This is a genomic window from Pseudoalteromonas sp. 2CM28B (assembly GCF_023161935.1).
Genome location: NZ_JALNTH010000029.1, coordinates 53,632 through 69,888, shown reverse-complemented (window position 1 = coordinate 69,888; position 16,257 = coordinate 53,632). Strand labels below are relative to the sequence as shown.

At 42.0% G+C, this 16,257-nt stretch carries 14 protein-coding genes; 7 read left to right on the top strand and 7 right to left on the bottom strand.

The features are described from left to right. Positions 1-37 precede the first annotated feature (37 nt). The gene (locus tag MTN96_RS27120; protein WP_248463255.1) at positions 38-700 is read left to right on the top strand and encodes a cytochrome b/b6 domain-containing protein; all 663 of its coding nucleotides are present in this window, start codon (positions 38-40) and stop codon (positions 698-700) included. 64 nt (positions 701-764) lie between these two features. On the opposite strand, the gene MTN96_RS27115 is transcribed toward MTN96_RS27120, so the two are convergent. Further along, positions 765-1,217, bottom strand: a complete 453-nt coding sequence (locus MTN96_RS27115; RefSeq protein ID WP_024032101.1) for a cytochrome c — start codon at positions 1,215-1,217, stop codon at positions 765-767. Between the two features lie 214 nt (positions 1,218-1,431). Here MTN96_RS27115 and MTN96_RS27110 point away from each other — a divergent pair, with 214 nt between their 5' ends. Further along, positions 1,432-3,765: a S8 family serine peptidase gene (locus tag MTN96_RS27110; protein ID WP_248533371.1), complete on the top strand. Its 2,334-nt coding sequence runs from the start codon at positions 1,432-1,434 to the stop codon at positions 3,763-3,765. Positions 3,766-3,776: 11 nt separating this feature from the next. After that, positions 3,777-4,310, top strand: a complete 534-nt coding sequence (locus MTN96_RS27105) for a hypothetical protein (protein WP_248533369.1) — start codon at positions 3,777-3,779, stop codon at positions 4,308-4,310. A 50-nt stretch (positions 4,311-4,360) separates the two neighbouring features. Here the strand turns inward: MTN96_RS27105 and MTN96_RS27100 are convergent, their stop codons facing one another. After that, positions 4,361-4,825, bottom strand: a complete 465-nt coding sequence (locus tag MTN96_RS27100; protein WP_004589012.1) for a DUF2721 domain-containing protein — start codon at positions 4,823-4,825, stop codon at positions 4,361-4,363. Positions 4,826-5,063: 238 nt separating this feature from the next. Between MTN96_RS27100 and MTN96_RS27095 the strand changes: the two genes are divergently transcribed. After that, on the top strand, positions 5,064-8,771 hold the full coding sequence (locus MTN96_RS27095) for a S8 family serine peptidase (protein WP_248533367.1): 3,708 nt from the start codon (positions 5,064-5,066) through the stop codon (positions 8,769-8,771). A 133-nt stretch (positions 8,772-8,904) separates the two neighbouring features. Beyond that, the gene (locus tag MTN96_RS27090; protein WP_248533365.1) at positions 8,905-11,091 is read left to right on the top strand and encodes a S9 family peptidase; all 2,187 of its coding nucleotides are present in this window, start codon (positions 8,905-8,907) and stop codon (positions 11,089-11,091) included. 42 nt (positions 11,092-11,133) lie between these two features. On the opposite strand, the gene MTN96_RS27085 is transcribed toward MTN96_RS27090, so the two are convergent. The 4 genes from MTN96_RS27085 to MTN96_RS27070 are packed head-to-tail and all read right to left on the bottom strand — an operon-like array spanning position 11,134 to position 14,861. Next, the gene (locus tag MTN96_RS27085) at positions 11,134-12,618 is read right to left on the bottom strand and encodes a cell wall metabolism sensor histidine kinase WalK (RefSeq protein WP_248533363.1); all 1,485 of its coding nucleotides are present in this window, start codon (positions 12,616-12,618) and stop codon (positions 11,134-11,136) included. A gap of 10 nt (positions 12,619-12,628) precedes the next feature. Then, entirely contained in the window at positions 12,629-13,354 is a 726-nt protein-coding gene (locus MTN96_RS27080; protein ID WP_004589008.1) for a response regulator transcription factor, read from the bottom strand. A 59-nt stretch (positions 13,355-13,413) separates the two neighbouring features. After that, the gene (locus tag MTN96_RS27075) at positions 13,414-14,148 is read right to left on the bottom strand and encodes a spondin domain-containing protein (protein ID WP_248533361.1); all 735 of its coding nucleotides are present in this window, start codon (positions 14,146-14,148) and stop codon (positions 13,414-13,416) included. Positions 14,149-14,159: 11 nt separating this feature from the next. Next, a complete protein-coding gene (locus MTN96_RS27070; RefSeq protein ID WP_096040944.1) occupies positions 14,160-14,861 on the bottom strand; it encodes a spondin domain-containing protein in 702 nt (233 codons plus the stop codon). A gap of 181 nt (positions 14,862-15,042) precedes the next feature. On the opposite strand from MTN96_RS27070, the gene MTN96_RS27065 reads away from it, so the two are divergent. Then, positions 15,043-15,408, top strand: a complete 366-nt coding sequence (locus MTN96_RS27065) for a DUF4870 domain-containing protein (protein ID WP_024032093.1) — start codon at positions 15,043-15,045, stop codon at positions 15,406-15,408. 55 nt (positions 15,409-15,463) lie between these two features. Next, positions 15,464-15,898, top strand: coding sequence for a YqaA family protein (locus tag MTN96_RS27060; protein WP_024032092.1), 435 nt, complete (start codon positions 15,464-15,466; stop codon positions 15,896-15,898). A 2-nt stretch (positions 15,899-15,900) separates the two neighbouring features. Here MTN96_RS27060 and folX read toward each other — a convergent pair whose 3' ends face one another. Further along, entirely contained in the window at positions 15,901-16,257 is a 357-nt protein-coding gene (folX, locus tag MTN96_RS27055; RefSeq protein ID WP_248533359.1) for a dihydroneopterin triphosphate 2'-epimerase, read from the bottom strand.

The window sequence follows — 16,257 nt, the reverse complement described above, 5'->3', positions numbered from 1 at the left end:
TAATGTGCCAGAGCCTGGCAACTAGTTGAGGATTTATATGCAAAGTATAAAAGTATGGGATGGCTTTATAAGAAGCTTTCATTGGTTATTAGTGATTAATATTGCTGTGCTTTACTTTAGCATTGACGAGGGCATGATTGAGCTTCATTTTGTGGCTGGCTTTTTCGCAATCGCATTAATAGTGACCCGTTTAGTTTGGGGGCTGGTGGGCAGTAAAACGGCAAAGTTAAGCGCGTTACTGCACTCGCCAATAGCAGTATTTAAAGAGTTTAAAAACCCCAGTAAAGGTATGGGTCATTCGGCGCCAGGTAGCTACATGGTTTTGTTGTTTTTTGTACTCATTATAGTGCAGTTAGTGTCCGGGCTAATGAGCAGTGATGGCATTTTGACTGATGGGCCTTTGGTTGAGTATGTGTCGAGCTCAACAGTTGATTTTGCAAATTGGCTGCACAGCCTTAATTTCGATATTTTATTTTATGCCATTTGCCTGCATGTTACAGCCATTGTTGTGTATAAAATAAAAGGAAAACCACTTGTCAAAGCAATGATCACCGGTAAACAGGCTAACAGCGAGCAAGCCACTCAAACTAATATAGACAACACGAAAGCTCCTTGGTTGGCGTGGGCTATTTTTGCTGGATTGTTAGTGCTACTGGCTGTTACGTGGGGCAAAGAACCACTTAGTTATTTGCTAAGTTAATAGCTAACAAAAAAACAAAACGGCGCATAAAGCGCCGTTTTAGTGTGCATTGTTTTAATTGTAATTAGTCTTTAAATTGCTTATGGCAATCTTTACAGCCTTTGGCCCATGCGCCAAATGCTTTACCAATTACCGCTTTATCGCCAGATTGAGCTGCTAAAGCTAGCTTATCTGCATTGGCAGCAAAGGCATTGGCTTTTTTAACAAAGGTTGCATTATCAGACCATACATCAGCTAATGCTGCTGTATCACCTTTATCAGTGCCTTCGTAAAACGCTTCCCATGGCATTTTAGAAAGGGCTGCTGCGTTATTAGCGCGCATTTTAAATTGCTCTGCATCAAAAGGAATTTTACCTTTTAGCATCGCGCCCATATCGCTAATTTGCACTGAAATCATAGAAAATGCAGCTTGACGGTATTCAATAGCATCACTTGGCTCTTTAAATGCAGTATTTGCAGATACGCTAAGTGTACATGTTGCTAAAGCAACCCCTGCTAAAAATTGTTTTAATTTCATGTTTTGCCCCTGTAAGAAATTATATCTACTAATCAGACATCTTGAATCGATTATATATTTTATTCAAGTGAAACTTTAATGTCTCGCAGCTTGTTTTCTGAATATATCATTACACCTTGTCAGTTTATTGTTAACGACTGTAAACGGTGAGTTGCTATTAATACCCCTGTTGTGTACCTTGAGTCATCATAAAAATAATTAACGAAGGAAGTTTATGAAGCATAATATTTTTAAAATGTCGGCACTTTCTGCCGCAGTAGTTATGACGCTAGCAGGGTGTGGTGGCAGCGACAATGACAATAATAGCCAAGTTGCTGTAGTAACTGATGTTGCACCAAAAGCAAGCGATGTAGCCGTTGCCGGTTTAAAGCAATGGGTACCTGTAACTGCTGAGTTTAATGCAAGTGATAACGATGGCGATACACTTAGTTATACATTTACTGAAAATGGTGAAGCGGTTGAAGCGCAAAATGGCGTATATACTTTTAGCCATGGCTTACTAACAGTTGAAGGCGATACCTTTACTTACGTTCCTGTTTCAGGCGAAGACGCGGTAATTGATTACACCGCTAATGCAAATGGTAAGTCGGCGTCTGCGCAATTAACAATTAGTGATATTGCAACTGACCCGTTAGCTAATCAGCAATGGCACCTGCGTAACACAGGTCAAAAATCGTACGCTCTAAGCGATGAAATGAAACAAGGCCTAATTGATTTATATGTCAACCAATTAGGTTACAGCGAAGAAGAAGCGCAAACTATTTTTGACGAGGATTTTGCTGAATCAGAAGCAGAAGAATTGGTTGCTGGCGAAGATATGAACGTAGCAGCTGCGTACGCTCAAGGTGTTACAGGTGCTGGCGTAACGGCGGTTGTTGTTGACTCTGGTATGGAAATTCGTCACGAAGACTTAGTTGATAACGTGTTACCAAACCGTTCTTTAAATTTAGATGTTGATGTGTTGGATCGCACCGACCCTACTAGCCTGTCAAATAGCGGCGACCACGGTACCAGTGTTGCAGGCTTAATTGCAGCGAAAGGTTGGAATGGTAAGGGCGGGCGCGGTGTTGCACCAGATGCTGGTCTAATTGGCATGAACTACCTAGGTGGCGATAAAATTGAGCAAACTGATTTACTCGCGCATGGTTTCCCAGGTAGCGGTATTAGCACATCAGAAAATATTTCTGCGTTTAACCGCAGCTACGGTATTACATTCCCAACGTTTATTGGCTACTCAGAGCTAGATGAAGCTATCGAGTCATACCCTAACCTTAACCTTCGTGATGGTAAAGGTGCCCTAAACATGAAATCGAGCGGTAACTCGTTTGTCGATGGTAGCGGTGAAGGGTCATTATGTGCTGATAACGGCGCAAATGAGCTAGGCCTTACTTGTTATAACGGCGCGTTTGAGCCAAGCCAAGGTCATCCATATTACTTAAGCGTTGCAGCTGTAAATGCTGATGGTACGCATACAAGCTACTCAAGCGGTGGTGCTAACTTAATGGTTTCAGCCCCTGCGGGTGAATACGGGCGCTGGGCACCTGCCATGGTAACAACTGACCAAATGACCTGTATTAACGGGTACTCAGGCTTTAATGGTAGCTCGATTACGGCATGGGCTGCAGCATATGGCGAAGACTTTGCTGCATCGCAATACCCATTCAACTACCCAGGACATGAAGATAACGCTAGCTGTAACTATACCTCAACGTTTAATGGTACTTCTTCGGCAGCACCTAATGCGTCAGGTGTAGTATCACTGATTTTATCAGCTAATTCAGAGCTAACATGGCGCGATGTTCGTCATATCTTAGCTACTACAAGCACAGTTAACGATGCAGAAGATGAAGTTGTAACGCTTAGCGTTGGTGAAGGTGAATTTGTAGCGCATGACGGCTGGGTTGAAAATGCAGCAGGCTATAACTTTAATAACTTATATGGTTTTGGACGTGTAGATGCTGGTGCTGCAGTTGCGATGGCAAAAGAGTACGACGTAGCATTAGGTGAGCAAGTTATTACAGATTGGAGTGGTGTTGGCTCTGTTGTTGAAGAAGATGCCCTTACGCTAGAAATCCCAGATAACAGTGCCGCGGGTGTTACACAGCAAATCACTGTTGAAGAAGAGCTAAACATTGAAGCAATGCAGTTTAAGTTTGATGTGAGCAATACTGAAATGGGCTTTGGTTTAGCGGATGGTACGCAAACCTCTGCTGGTACCGATTTAGCAATTGAAGTGACGTCTCCATCAGGCACACGCAGTGTATTACTAGCGTCTAAGCAAGCTCTATTTTACCCAGCTTATAGCTTTACTAACGGTTGGAACACAGGCTATGTTTTAAAAGATGCGGTACTACTGTCTAATGCTTTCTATGGCGAGACAACAAAAGGTACTTGGACTATTCGTGTTCTTGATGCAGCAGCAGATAGCTTTGCATTCAGCGATGGCGGGGATAACGGACTTGGTGCCGTAGGTATTTCAAATAACCGTGCCGCAAGCGTTTTAGAAGGCGTTTCGTTGAGAGCATTTGGTCACGCAGGTCAAGAGTAAGGAATATAGATATGAAAATGAATAAATTAGTTATTTTAGGTGCTGCTGCGTGTATTTCTCTAAGTGCAACAGCGAGTTCAGTAGCAGATAAAAAGCTGCAACTTCCAAAAAAGCCGGTAAATAGTGTGAAATACAGCAAAACCGACTTTGGCTCTTACGTTGTAGAAAAAAACTTACGTTTAGTACCAACAAGTGTTGCTGCTGATGAGTATGTTGTTTCTACCAAAGGTGAGATGGCGGTTGTTGAGTCTTCTGAGGCTTCATCGTTAGTAACAAAAGGTACACTGGTACGTAATGTCCTAACAAACAACTTAACGTCGCTTTCTGGCAATATTACTGTTTTGCTTAAAGATGGCATGAACGCAACAGAGGTAGCTCAGCTGTCTGGCTTAAAGGTAGTGTCTGTTTTCCCAGGTACTAAAATAGCGGTTTTAGCTGTTAATGAGGGTCAAGATATTTTAGCTGCTGCAGAGCAATTAAAGTCAACTGATTATACTAAAGAAGCGCGAATTGAAGTGTTAGAGACTATTTATACTGCACAATAAAATTAAAATGTTGTGATAAAAGCCCGAGAAAATCTCGGGCTTTTTTATTGCTAATCGTTAATATCAGCAAATATCATCCCTCGGCGCATACTACGTGTGGCCAAAAATACCTCGCCAAGTAACGACATAAAACCACATATTAATAAGGCCATTGCAGCCACAAAACAGCTGGCAATTGTTACCCCTAAATTAATAGACTGAATGTGTGATAAAAACAACAGCATAACCACAGCGCATACTAGCAAGGCGCTTAGCACGCTCATACTAAAAGCAATATGAATACATCGAGAGCGCTTTAACAGGGCTCGCAGCTCTGTGGCTAGGGTTTTATTAAAGTCTTCATCGGTGCTTACCTTGAGTTTTCGCTCAAGTTGTCGCGCACGGTCAGTAATGCGGGCTAAGCGATTAGATAAAACCCCGAGCGTGGCAGCAATACCCGTAATTAAAAAGACTGGGGCGACGGCTGTCTGAATTACTTTAGCCATGGTTAAAATATTTATAACGTCGTTACTCATTCATTTTCCATAGAGAAGTTAGGTTTTGTTTACAGTGATTTACAAATTACAGAAAGAGAAAAACTTATTTAAAATTAGTTTGTTGTGATGTTTTTGCGATGCTATTCCTGCAGTTTTGTAATCCACTTGTAATTGAGTTGTTGCTAGCCTGAGGGCTGTAGTTCTATATTAAAATCACAATTCTAATCACATTGAATTGAGTAAATACAATAATATAAAACTCACTCCAGGGGAAATAATGTCTAATATAACACTGAAAAGAACCGCTATTTCATCAGCTATAGGTTTAGCTATGATGTCATACGGTGCAGCCGCCGCACCTGATTTATCTAAAGGATATGTCCCAGAAACATCAAGTGTAAAAACATACTCTCAAGATAAAACCATTTCTACTAAAGCACGCTATATTATCCAGCTTGAAGACGAGCCGCTAGCAACCTACAAAGGCGGCATTGCAGGGCTTGAAGCAACCTCTGCAGCAGTAACTGGGGATAGTAAAGTTAATCTATCTTCAGCACCTGCGTTAAAGTACAGCAGCTACTTAAAAGCAAAACAAAAAAGTGTAGCGCAAGTAGCCGCATCTGTTAGCGGTGGCTCAGTTTCACATTCATTTAGTACGTTATTCAACGGTATTGTGGTAGAAGGTGAGCAAGGTCAACGTGAAAAGCTCGCTAAACTTGCGGGTGTAAAAAAAGTATTTTTAGATACTGAGTACCACACATTAATGGATGCTTCTATTGATGTGATTAGAGGCGTTGAGGCATGGCAGGCGCTTGGTGGTCAATCTGAAGCTGGTAAAGGCGTTAAAGTTGCTATTATTGACTCGGGTATTCGCCCAGAAAACCCTATGTTTTCAGATGTGGGTTTTGCAGCTGCAGAGTTTAGTGAAGAAGAAGCGGCTTACATCGCAGAAAACCCCGATTACTGTCGTATAGAGGGTGGTGAAGCCGATTTTTGTAATAATAAATTAATAGTGGCGCGTGCATTTGGCCCAACACCAAGCGATGTTCACCCTGATGAATATATTGGTTCTCCACTCGGTTACGACGGTCACGGAACGCATGTTGCTGGTACTGCTGTAGGTAACCCAATTGAAATTACTTACCAAGACAATAACGTGTCAATTTCAGGTGTTGCACCAGCGGCACAGTTAATGGCTTATAAAGCGCTTTGGCACACAGCCGATGGACGAGGCAGCGGTACTACCGTTGCACTAATGGGGGCATTAGAAGCGGCCATTAAAGATGGCGCAGACGTAATTAATAACTCGTGGGGCGGTGGTGCAGGTGGTAATCCATCAAGCAGTGCATACAGTGATTTATTCACAGCTGCAGAAGAAGCGGGTGTAGTGGTTGTAACTGCAGCGGGTAACGATGGTAACGGCGCACAAACAATTGGTTGCCCTAGCTGTATTGAGTCTGGTTTAACAGTTGCCAATACGCAAACAGGGCGTTTCTTCTCTCAACAAATTGAAGTGGCAGGTGAAACCTATTTAAGCATTGAAGGAAGCAATGGTTTATTAACAGACCCTATTTCACTTCCTATTATTTCGGCGCAAGTGATTGCTCCTGATAATTTTGAAGGGTGTGAAGAGTTTGCTGAAGATATCTCATTTGCAGACTCTGTAGCATTAATCTCTCGTGGTAGCTGTGCGTTTTCAGCCAAAGCTGAAAATGCGGCGAAAGCAGGTGCAACAGCGGTAATTATCCACAACAATGTTGCTGGCGGTGCAATGGGCATGTCTATGGATGACGCCACAATTCCAGCCTCAGCGATTAGTCAAGAAGATGGTTTAAGCTTGGTTGAGCTGTTAACTGCAGCTGAAGAGCCGGTTATTGCTTCACTCGACCCTAGTGTTAAAAGAACAATTCAAGAGAAATTTACTGATGCAGTAAACTCTTCAAGTTCGCGTGGTCCTAATGGTGAGCCTAGCTTCTTAAAACCTGATATTGCAGCGCCAGGTACAGATATTTTATCTGCGTACTCGCCAGATGAAGGTAATGGTATTACCTTTAATGCCATTACAGGTACAAGTATGGCAAGCCCTCATGTTGCTGGTGCAGCAGCATTGATGAAGCAAGCTCACCCAGAGTGGAATGCGGTACAAATCAAAACGGCGCTTATGAGCTCATCTAAAATGGATGGCCTACATAAAGAAGACTTAGTAACCAAAGCTGATGCATTTGATGTAGGTGCCGGTCGATTAGATATGCCTAATGCGCTAGAGGCAGCACTTACATTTGATCATGGCTCTTACGCTGACCCTAGTTGTTTAAGTGTTTGTAGTTTCTCAAATACCGTGCAAAATATGACTGATGTTGCTGGTGAGTGGACTGCAAAAGTAGTAACTGATATGCAAGGCGCTGAAATTACAGTTTCGCCTAGCACCGTTATGCTTGGCGCGCATGGTTCTACTTCAACGGATGCAGAAGGTACAGAAACAAGCACTGACATGGCTGAATTTAACTTAGATATTGATTCAACATTTAACGATGTAAAAGGTTGGAACTTTGGCCACGTAGTGTGGACTCATACTGAGACAGGTCAAATCGCTCACTTACCATTTGCTATTTACGATAACGAAGCAACAAATAGCAGTGTGTTTAGTGCAACAGTCGATGCCGATTCTTTAAATTCTTCTACTCCTGCAAAAATAGGAGTGCAATTTAATAATACTCTGTTCACTGACGAGCTATCAGTAAATGTAAAACTTGACGAAAATGCGGAGCTTCTTAAAGGTGCTGCCCCTGTTGTTGAAGTGACTAATGGTGCAGGTGAAGTAACATTAAGTGAAGACAATAAAGAGCTAACCTGGACGGGTACATTGGGATCAAAAGAATTTGCTATTAACAGCAGTGATTTCTTAGGTACCTTCTCATTGGCTGATGAAGGCATTGAACCACAAGCATGTCCTGACGGGTGTGATGAGATAACCATTACGGTTGAAGCTGACTTTATTTTTGATGGGAAAGAGTACTCAGCATTTACTATCTCAGATAACGGCTTTATTGCTGTTGGTGCAGATGTAAATACAACTAACTCTTGGAGCCCTCAAGCAATGCCTAATGCACGTACACCTAATGGTGTTATTGCGCCGCTTTGGGCTGACTTTGATTTAGCTGGTGGCACGAGCGGTGGCGGTGATCTTTATGTGGCTAAATTTGATAGCGGCTATGTAGTTGTAGAATGGCATGACGTTGAGCTTTGGGGTAGTTCTTTAGGTGATAAGTACACGTTCCAAGTGATCTTAAAAGAAGGCACTGATGAAGTTCGTATGAACTACATTGATGTGCCTGCTTTACCTGCGCCTTACTCAGCGGGTGTAGAGTCTGCTGATGGCAACGTAGGTGCAATGCTGGACACAGTTCCAACGGGTAATGCTATTGGTAGTGGCTACTTAGTCGATCAAATCAAAGGCGGTGTTGTTGATATTCAATATCAAGCCTTTGCAAAAGATCGCAGCCATTACACAGCCGCAGATGCAGTAGAAGTTGATGAAGAACAAACAGTGACTATTGATGTATTAGCTAATGATATGGCTGAGTCGCGTTTTGTATTTGACGCAGTAGCCTCTTCAGAAACAGAAAACGCAGAATTCTCTGCCCATAAAGGTGTAAGAATTAAAGGCAGCTTAGTGGCATCAACTGTTGAGGTGGTTTCTGCACCTGCAAATGGCTCTACAACCGTGAATGAAGATGGCACGATTGATTATACGCCAAATGCACAGTTCTCTGGTGAAGATAGCTTTACATACACAGTGCGTGAAGCATCAGGCACTAGCGCCGAAGAAACTATGGTATCAATCGTTGTTAACGATACCATTGCAGACCCTCAGCCAGTGACGCCAACACCAGAGCCTGAAAGCAATGGTTCATCGGGCTCACTAGCTTGGTTAACATTACTTGCTGCGCCGTTTGCATTTATGCGTCGTCGTAAACAAAAGTAATTTTATAACTAGCACGTTATTTTAAAGGGAGCCTCGGCTCCCTTTTTACATAGCTTCACAAACTAAATTACACCACGCTTTATTATTAGGTATATTTAATAGCACCAATAATAAAAACCATAGAGATTTCATAATGATTCGTTCTTCATTCACGCTAGCCGCGTTATCACTCGCTGTGCTAGCCGGGTGTGATAATGCGCCAAAAAGTACACCTTCAGATACAGCAACTACTATGCAAACACAACAAACAGAAAAACCAGTGAGCGCCGTGGCGCCAATTGCTAAAAAAGTACCTCATGAAATGACGATTCATGGCGATACGCGTATTGATGATTACTACTGGTTGCGTGATGACGAGCGTAAAGCGCCAGACGTTATAAGTTACTTAAATGCTGAAAACGCTTATACCGAGGCAATGCTTGCGCATACTCAAACATTGCAAGATAAGTTATTTGAAGAGTTAAAAGGGCGTATTAAAAAAGACGATGACTCGGTGCCTGTTAAAAAAGGCGACTATTTTTATTCATCACAAACGCGTGGCGAAAACGAATACCCTACCTATGTTCGCAGTAGCGATTTTAAAGGCACTGATCAGCAAGTTATTTTAGATGTAAATGCGTTGGCCAAAGATCACGACTACTTTGCTGTAAGTGGCTTATCTGTAAGTACTAACGGAAATTTAATGGCGTACGGGGAAGACACCGTTAGCCGTAGAATTTACACCATAAAGGTAAAAGATTTAACCACAGGCCAATTACTCGAAGACACGCTTGAGGGAACAAACGGCGGCGTTATTTGGGCAAACGATAATAAAACCTTTTACTACATTAAAAAAGATGCACAAACCTTACTTGGCTATCAAGTTTTTCGCCATACGTTAGGTACACCGCAAAGCGATGATGAACTTATTTACGAAGAAGCTGATACAAGTTATTACACGGGTATTAGTAAGAGCAAAGATGGCTCAGAAATATATATTTGGCACAGCAGCACCAATGCCTCTGGTATGTCGGTACTCAGCGCAGATGATAATAAAGCAAAACCTAAGCGCTTAATTGAGCGTGAAGACGACCTAGAATACAGTATTTCAAAGCTTGGCAATACGTATTACATCGTCACTAACTTAAATGCGGTTAACTTTCAGCTTATGAAGGTGGATGTAGATAAAGCGCATGATAAAGCAAATTGGCAAACGGTAATTGCGCCGCGCGATGATATTAAACTAGAAGGCGTTGATTTATTTAAAGACTATCTTGTATATCAAGAGCGAGAACTGGGTCAGTCGCGCCTTATTGTTCGCCATTTATCGACTGGAGATGAGCACACGCTAAGCTTTAACGACAGTGCCTATACCATTGCAAGCTATGGCAACAACGATATAAACAGCGACAAATTACGTGTTTATTATACCAGTATGACGACACCGGTTTCGTCGTACGATATTGACCTTAAATCAGGTGATAAAACCCTACTTAAACAGCAAGCCGTGTTAGGTGATTTTAACGCAGATAACTATGCCTCGGAGCGTATTTTTGTAAATGCGCGCGATGGTATAAAAGTCCCCGTAAGCTTAGTGTACCGTAAAGATACATTTAAAAAAGAAGGGACTAACCCGTTACTGCAATATGGTTATGGCTCGTACGGCGCCACCATGGACCCTACTTTTTCAAGCTCACGTTTAAGCTTATTAGACCGTGGCTTTGTGTTTGCTATAGCGCATGTGCGTGGTTCGCAAATGTTAGGCCGCCCATGGTATGAAGACGGAAAGTTATTAACTAAAAAGAACACTTTTAACGACTTTGTTGATGTAACCAAATCATTAGTGGCACAAGGTTATGGCGCAAAAGACGAAATATTTGCCTACGGTGGTAGTGCTGGTGGTTTATTAATGGGCGCGGTGGTTAACCAAGCACCAGAGCTATATAAAGGGGTGGTCGCAGCAGTACCTTTTGTTGATGTAGTTACCACCATGCTTGATGCAAGCATACCACTTACTACCAATGAGTATGGTGAGTGGGGTAACCCAAATGAAAAAGAGTACTACGATTACATGCTGTCGTACTCGCCGTATGATCAAGTCTCAAAGCAAGCGTATCCTAATATGTTAGTGACTACCGGTTTACATGACTCACAAGTTCAATACTTTGAACCGGCTAAGTGGGTTGCAAAGCTGCGTGACTATAAAACAGATGATAATAAACTGCTGTTTAAAATAGATATGGAAGCCGGCCATGGCGGGGCGTCTGGTCGCTTTAAACGCCTAGAAGATACTGCGCTAAACTATGCATTTATGCTTGATTTAGCCGGTATTAAAAACTAACAAAATCAAAATTAAGTAATGTCCTAAAGGTATAGCCGTTGGCTATACCTTTATTTTTTGCGGCAAGTTAAAGCTAAACATAGTGCCTTTGCCCAGCTCACTTTGTACATTTATTTCACTGTCCATAAGTTTTAGTAACCCCTTACAAATAGCCAGCCCTAAGCCACCTTGTTGGCGCCCTTCGTTATTTGAATTTGAAGCCTGGTAATGCGGATTAAAAATTGCGTTTAGCTCATCATGCTTAATACCCACGCCGGTATCAGAAACCTGCACAAATAATTGCTTTTCATCAATACGCTTAACGTTTACAGCTATGCTGCCGCCTTTAGGTGTGTGCCTTATTGCGTTATCAATTAAATTACTTAAAACACGCTCAAGTTTTGCAATATCGGCTACAACAGGAAAATCGCAAATTGCAGGCTCTACCGTTAAGTTAAGGCCTTTTTTCTCGGCGGTTAGAGAAAACTTAGCAATGCAATCGTAAATAAGCTCACCTAAATTAAAGGTTTCTTTGTGTATGCTTATTTCACCGTTTTCTAAATGGGCTAATTCAAAAATTTGTTCAATAAGCTGTTTAAGCTGCGCGCAGTTATTAAGGGATACATGTAAGTATTCTTGTTGTTCTTGAGCGCTTAATTGTGACCCCGATTGATTAAGCACCTCTAAAAACCCCTGCAAGGAGGCTAAGGGGGTTCTTAAATCGTGAGATAAGTGGGTAAGCAACTCCTTGCGCTGTTTATCGCTTTGCTCAAGTGCTTTAAATTGCTCGTCAATTCGGGTAACCATAGCTTGAATGTTACGGCCTAAACTGTGCACTTCGTTACTTTTTTGAGTTGAATAGTTACTGAGCTTGGTATCGGTAAGGCTGTAATTAGCTGCTTCAATATTGCTTACATCACGGGCTAATCGCTGAATAGGGTTAGTAAAAAAACGCAGTAAAATAAGCATCGCAATCAGTAAAAATGCAAATGCAGCTCCAAGCCATAATGCGGCAAGCCATAGTTTGTCATTATTTTTAATTGTGTTTAAAGAGGTATCGTAAGCTTCACCGCCAATAATTACATACAAGTACCCTTGCAGCTTATCGTTATTAAAAACAGGCGCTACAGAGAATATTTTTTGCTGCGCTTTATTTCTTGGATCATCACCATAAATTGGCGCTGCAGCTGGGTTGTTAATCAGCTTTTTTAAAGGGGCTAAATTAATATGAGTGCGTTTAACTTTACCAGGCTTTGCTGAGTAAGTGAGGATTTTTCCGTTTTCATCCACAAAATAAAACTCAAATGCGGGGCCTAATAACATTAAGGTATGAAATAGGTTTTCTAGGGCTGCGTAGTCGTATACACCCTCTTTTATTAATGGGTTATCTTGTACTAAATGCTCAGCAAGGGCTAAGTGCAGGTTTTGCTCGCCATGATGTTTTGAGGTGAGCTCTAGTTGTTTACTCCAGCTGTAAACGAGTGCACAAATAAAGCAAAATATAACCACCAACGACACCGCTAATTTTTGATATAAAGATAGGTTCATAATAAGGCTCTTAAGTAAGTTGGCTTGGATTTAGTTTGTAGCCAACGCCCCAAACGGTTTCGATAATAGGCGCTTGATGATGTAGCTCAAGTTTGGCGCGTAGCCTATTTATATGTGAGTTAACAGTATGCTCGTACCCGCTGTGCTGATACCCCCATACTTTGTCGAGCAATTGCTGGCGGCTAAAAACATGGTTTGGGTGGCGAGCAAAATATACCAGTAAATCAAATTCAGTGGCGGTGAGGTTAAGTGCTTGTTCGTCTAAATAAACTTGATGTGAGCTAAATTCAATATTGAGTGAGCCTATATTTAGCGTTTGTTCGTTGCACGGGCTGTCGTTTTCGTTATTTTGAATCGCTAGAAGTTGTGAGCGGTGGCGTAATTGTGTTTTAACGCGGGCTTGTAATTCACGAGCAAAAAAGGGTTTGCAAATATAGTCATCAGCACCCATTTCAAGACCAATTACACGATCCATATCGCTACTGAGCGCGGTAAGTAAAATAACGGAAATGGTAGGGTAGTGCTCTTTAATTTTACGGCATAAACTCAAGCCATCCATTTGTGGCAGGTTTATATCCAGTAAAATAAGCCCGTAAGGTTGTTTTGCTATTTTTTTAAGTGCGAGCTCAGCGCTTACAACATGGTCAACATGCAAATTTAACGCAGCAAGTTGAGTTGTTATTAATTGCCCTATTTCTCTGTCGTCTTCTACTACCAGTATTTTTTCGTGCCGCATGGTTAACCTCGTAAAAAAGGGACATCCGTGTCGCCTTACATCCCCATTACAAGCTGTTTTTACTGTGTACGAGTGATCACGATTTTTGATACTGGGTTATCAAACTTATGTTCAGCACCTAGTGCAGAGGTTGATAAGCCATCTTGATTAGACACAACACCTGGGTGCATTGTGATTATATCGGCAATATCGTCGCGTATTTCGTTAAACCCTTCGCCGCCAGCAGCGGGACCAGGCACAGTGTCAGCTGTTTCTGTATTCGCCTCCGTACCTGCATCGTAAGCTGGCGTCGTTCGTGATATTGAACTGCCTACTTCCAATGTTGATACATCTACAGAACTAAGACCGGTAAAAGCGTCATTTGTATTCCCAAGCATGGCAGCAAAAGATAAATTAAGAACATCTTGTGCATCAACTAAAAGGGTTACAGAGGTTGTTTCGCCAGGGCCAATGCCGCCTTCAGCCGAGGCTGAAGCAAGTGCATTTTCATCGCTAAGGTACTCTTCATTAGCGCCGCTTTCAGCAATCATTTCTAAAGCAACAGAAGCCGTCTCACCAAATTTCCATGGTGGGGTTTCATCAAATGCAATGACCGAGAGTGGTGATAGTGGTTGTCCAGCCGTTAAGTTACTAAAAGTGATAGTAAACTCATAAACAACAGGTTCGGGCTCTTCAACAACCACAGGTTCTTGCTCTTCAATAGAGTCGTTATTATCGTTATCGCCACATGCGGCTAGTGAGCTGGCTAACAGTAAAATAAGCGCACTTTTTTTAAAATTAGAAAGAGATGACATAATTAACTCTCCTATTTAACCGTCACAGTTAATTTTGCAACGGGGTTTAACCATCTGTGTACAGTGTTATTCAAATCACTGTTTCCACCTTCTAGGTCATCATCGCCAAGGGCGCCGGGGTGAATGTGCACCATCGTATTTGTATCGCCAGTTGTAATACCTGTGCCGTTAGTACCAGCTTGGCCGCCCGGCGCAGCAGGGATACCTAATACACCAGGTGCACCCGAGCCTTCTACTACAAGTTCGTTATTTGCTTCTGTACCTGCATCATAACCATTGAGGTAAACAGTGTAGGTGCCTGCTTCTGTTGGAACTTTCCAGCTATCTAGACCTACAAAGCCATCATTGGTTGGTAGTAACATAGCCGCTACAGATAGGTATTCGTTGCCATCGGTAGTTGTGAGCTCTGCTGTTGCAGATGCCGCGGGTGCTAAAAGGCCTGCCGCTGGGTTTTCTGCAATATCGCTGCTCGATGCTGACGCTTGAGTAACAAGTGCTGATATATCGCCGCCTTCAGCCATTGCTTGCAGTGCAGCAGAGGCTTCGGTTGCAACTTCAAATAGTTGATCTTCGCTATCGTGTGCTGTTATTAGTACCGGTGTAAAGTAAAGGCCTTTAGTAAGGTTAGTAATTTCTACTTCTAGCTCTGCTGCCAATGTTGATTGGCTAGCTACTGCTAAAAGGGTTGCAACTGTAAATGCTGAAGCTTTCATTATTATTTCCTGTAAGTGATGATTCAGGCTAAGTATTGAATAACCACCTCAAGAAACTCTCACAAAGTTATCACTTTTTTATCACAGCGGGTTAGGGCGTGTTATTTAACAATATAGCTGCCTCTATATAGACACCTGCTCAATAAAAAGGCAGTATGTATTAACTAATAAGGAGAGCGTAATGGAAGAAAATCAACAGCTTGAGCCGTTATCAAAAGACGAAAAAACATGGGCTATGCTTTGCCATTTAAGCGCTGTAGCCGGTTTTGTTATTCCGTTTGGCTCTATACTTGGGCCATTAGTGGTATGGCTTATTAAAAAAGATGAAATGCCAATTGTCGATTTACACGGTAAAAAATCGCTTAATTTTCAAATTACTATGGCTATAGCTTACTTTGTATGTTTTTTACTGGTATTTGCCGTAATCGGCCTCGTTTTGCTGCCTTTAGTGGCTATTTTTTCTTTTATCATGGTGGTTTTAGCCAGTATTAAAGCCAACGAAGGGAAAGAGTTTAATTACCCACTGAGTCTAAATTTGATAAAATAAATGACGACCCTTTAATAAACCCAGCTGTATGCTGGGTTTTTACTTTAAGTACTTAATGCTTTATATCACCTTATTTTTTAGTGCGTTTGTGTCCGCTACTTTATTACCAAGTTCTTCAGAAGTGGTACTTGTTACCATGATAAGCCAAGCAAAAGCTAATCTGTGGCTGCTGTGGTTAGCCGCTACTTCAGGTAATGTGCTAGGAAGTTGTGTTAATTATTGGTTGGGAACTCATGTGCTGCGTTTTAAGCACAAAAAATGGTTTCCGGTATCGGCCAAGGGGCTTGAAAAAGCGCAATCTCAATTTAAAAAATATGGGGTATATAGCTTACTGTTTGCTTGGCTGCCGATTGTTGGCGACCCACTAACGGTAATTGGCGGCATATTTAAAGTGCGTTTTAGCCTGTTTTTATTATTAGTGAGCATTGGCAAAGGCGCGCGGTATTTAGCCGTTATTGCCCTTGCCAGTGGTGCACAAGCGGTTTTGTAAAGTTACTTTGTCCAATCAAGCGTGAGCGAAACTGAGTCGGCAAAGCGCAGTGCATGCGGTTTATCTACTCTGGCTTTTGCGTAATGCACGCTTGGATGTGTATGGCATACTACAAGTATTTCGGCAACCAGCTTTTCAAGCAACAAAAAGTGCCCTTGCTCTACTAGGTTTATCACCTCTTTGGTGATCACTTTATAGTTAAGCGCTTGGTCCACTTCGTCTGTTTTACAGGCGTCATCAGCAGGGTAGTGAATTTCTAAATTAATCACTACATCTTGCTTTTTTTCCCGTTCTTCTGGGTTAAAGCCAATAAATGTACGTAAGCGTAAGTTGGTTACGTTAATAATTGCGTTGGCCAT

Bases quoted from the DNA above. Each gene is read 5' to 3' on its own strand.
- MTN96_RS27115 (WP_024032101.1), bottom strand. From the start codon at position 1,217: ATGAAATTAAAACAATTTTTAGCAGGGGTTGCTTTAGCAACATGTACA.
- MTN96_RS27105 (WP_248533369.1), top strand. From the start codon at position 3,777: ATGAAAATGAATAAATTAGTTATTTTAGGTGCTGCTGCGTGTATTTCT.
- MTN96_RS27110 (WP_248533371.1), top strand. From the start codon at position 1,432: ATGAAGCATAATATTTTTAAAATGTCGGCACTTTCTGCCGCAGTAGTT.
- MTN96_RS27095 (WP_248533367.1), top strand. From the start codon at position 5,064: ATGTCTAATATAACACTGAAAAGAACCGCTATTTCATCAGCTATAGGT.
- MTN96_RS27100 (WP_004589012.1), bottom strand. From the start codon at position 4,825: ATGAGTAACGACGTTATAAATATTTTAACCATGGCTAAAGTAATTCAG.
- MTN96_RS27090 (WP_248533365.1), top strand. From the start codon at position 8,905: ATGATTCGTTCTTCATTCACGCTAGCCGCGTTATCACTCGCTGTGCTA.
- MTN96_RS27120 (WP_248463255.1), top strand. From the start codon at position 38: ATGCAAAGTATAAAAGTATGGGATGGCTTTATAAGAAGCTTTCATTGG.
- MTN96_RS27060 (WP_024032092.1), top strand. From the start codon at position 15,464: ATGCTTTATATCACCTTATTTTTTAGTGCGTTTGTGTCCGCTACTTTA.
- folX (WP_248533359.1), bottom strand. From the start codon at position 16,257: ATGGCCAACGCAATTATTAACGTAACCAACTTACGCTTACGTACATTT.
- MTN96_RS27075 (WP_248533361.1), bottom strand. From the start codon at position 14,148: ATGTCATCTCTTTCTAATTTTAAAAAAAGTGCGCTTATTTTACTGTTA.
- MTN96_RS27070 (WP_096040944.1), bottom strand. From the start codon at position 14,861: ATGAAAGCTTCAGCATTTACAGTTGCAACCCTTTTAGCAGTAGCTAGC.
- MTN96_RS27065 (WP_024032093.1), top strand. From the start codon at position 15,043: ATGGAAGAAAATCAACAGCTTGAGCCGTTATCAAAAGACGAAAAAACA.
- MTN96_RS27085 (WP_248533363.1), bottom strand. From the start codon at position 12,618: ATGAACCTATCTTTATATCAAAAATTAGCGGTGTCGTTGGTGGTTATA.
- MTN96_RS27080 (WP_004589008.1), bottom strand. From the start codon at position 13,354: ATGCGGCACGAAAAAATACTGGTAGTAGAAGACGACAGAGAAATAGGG.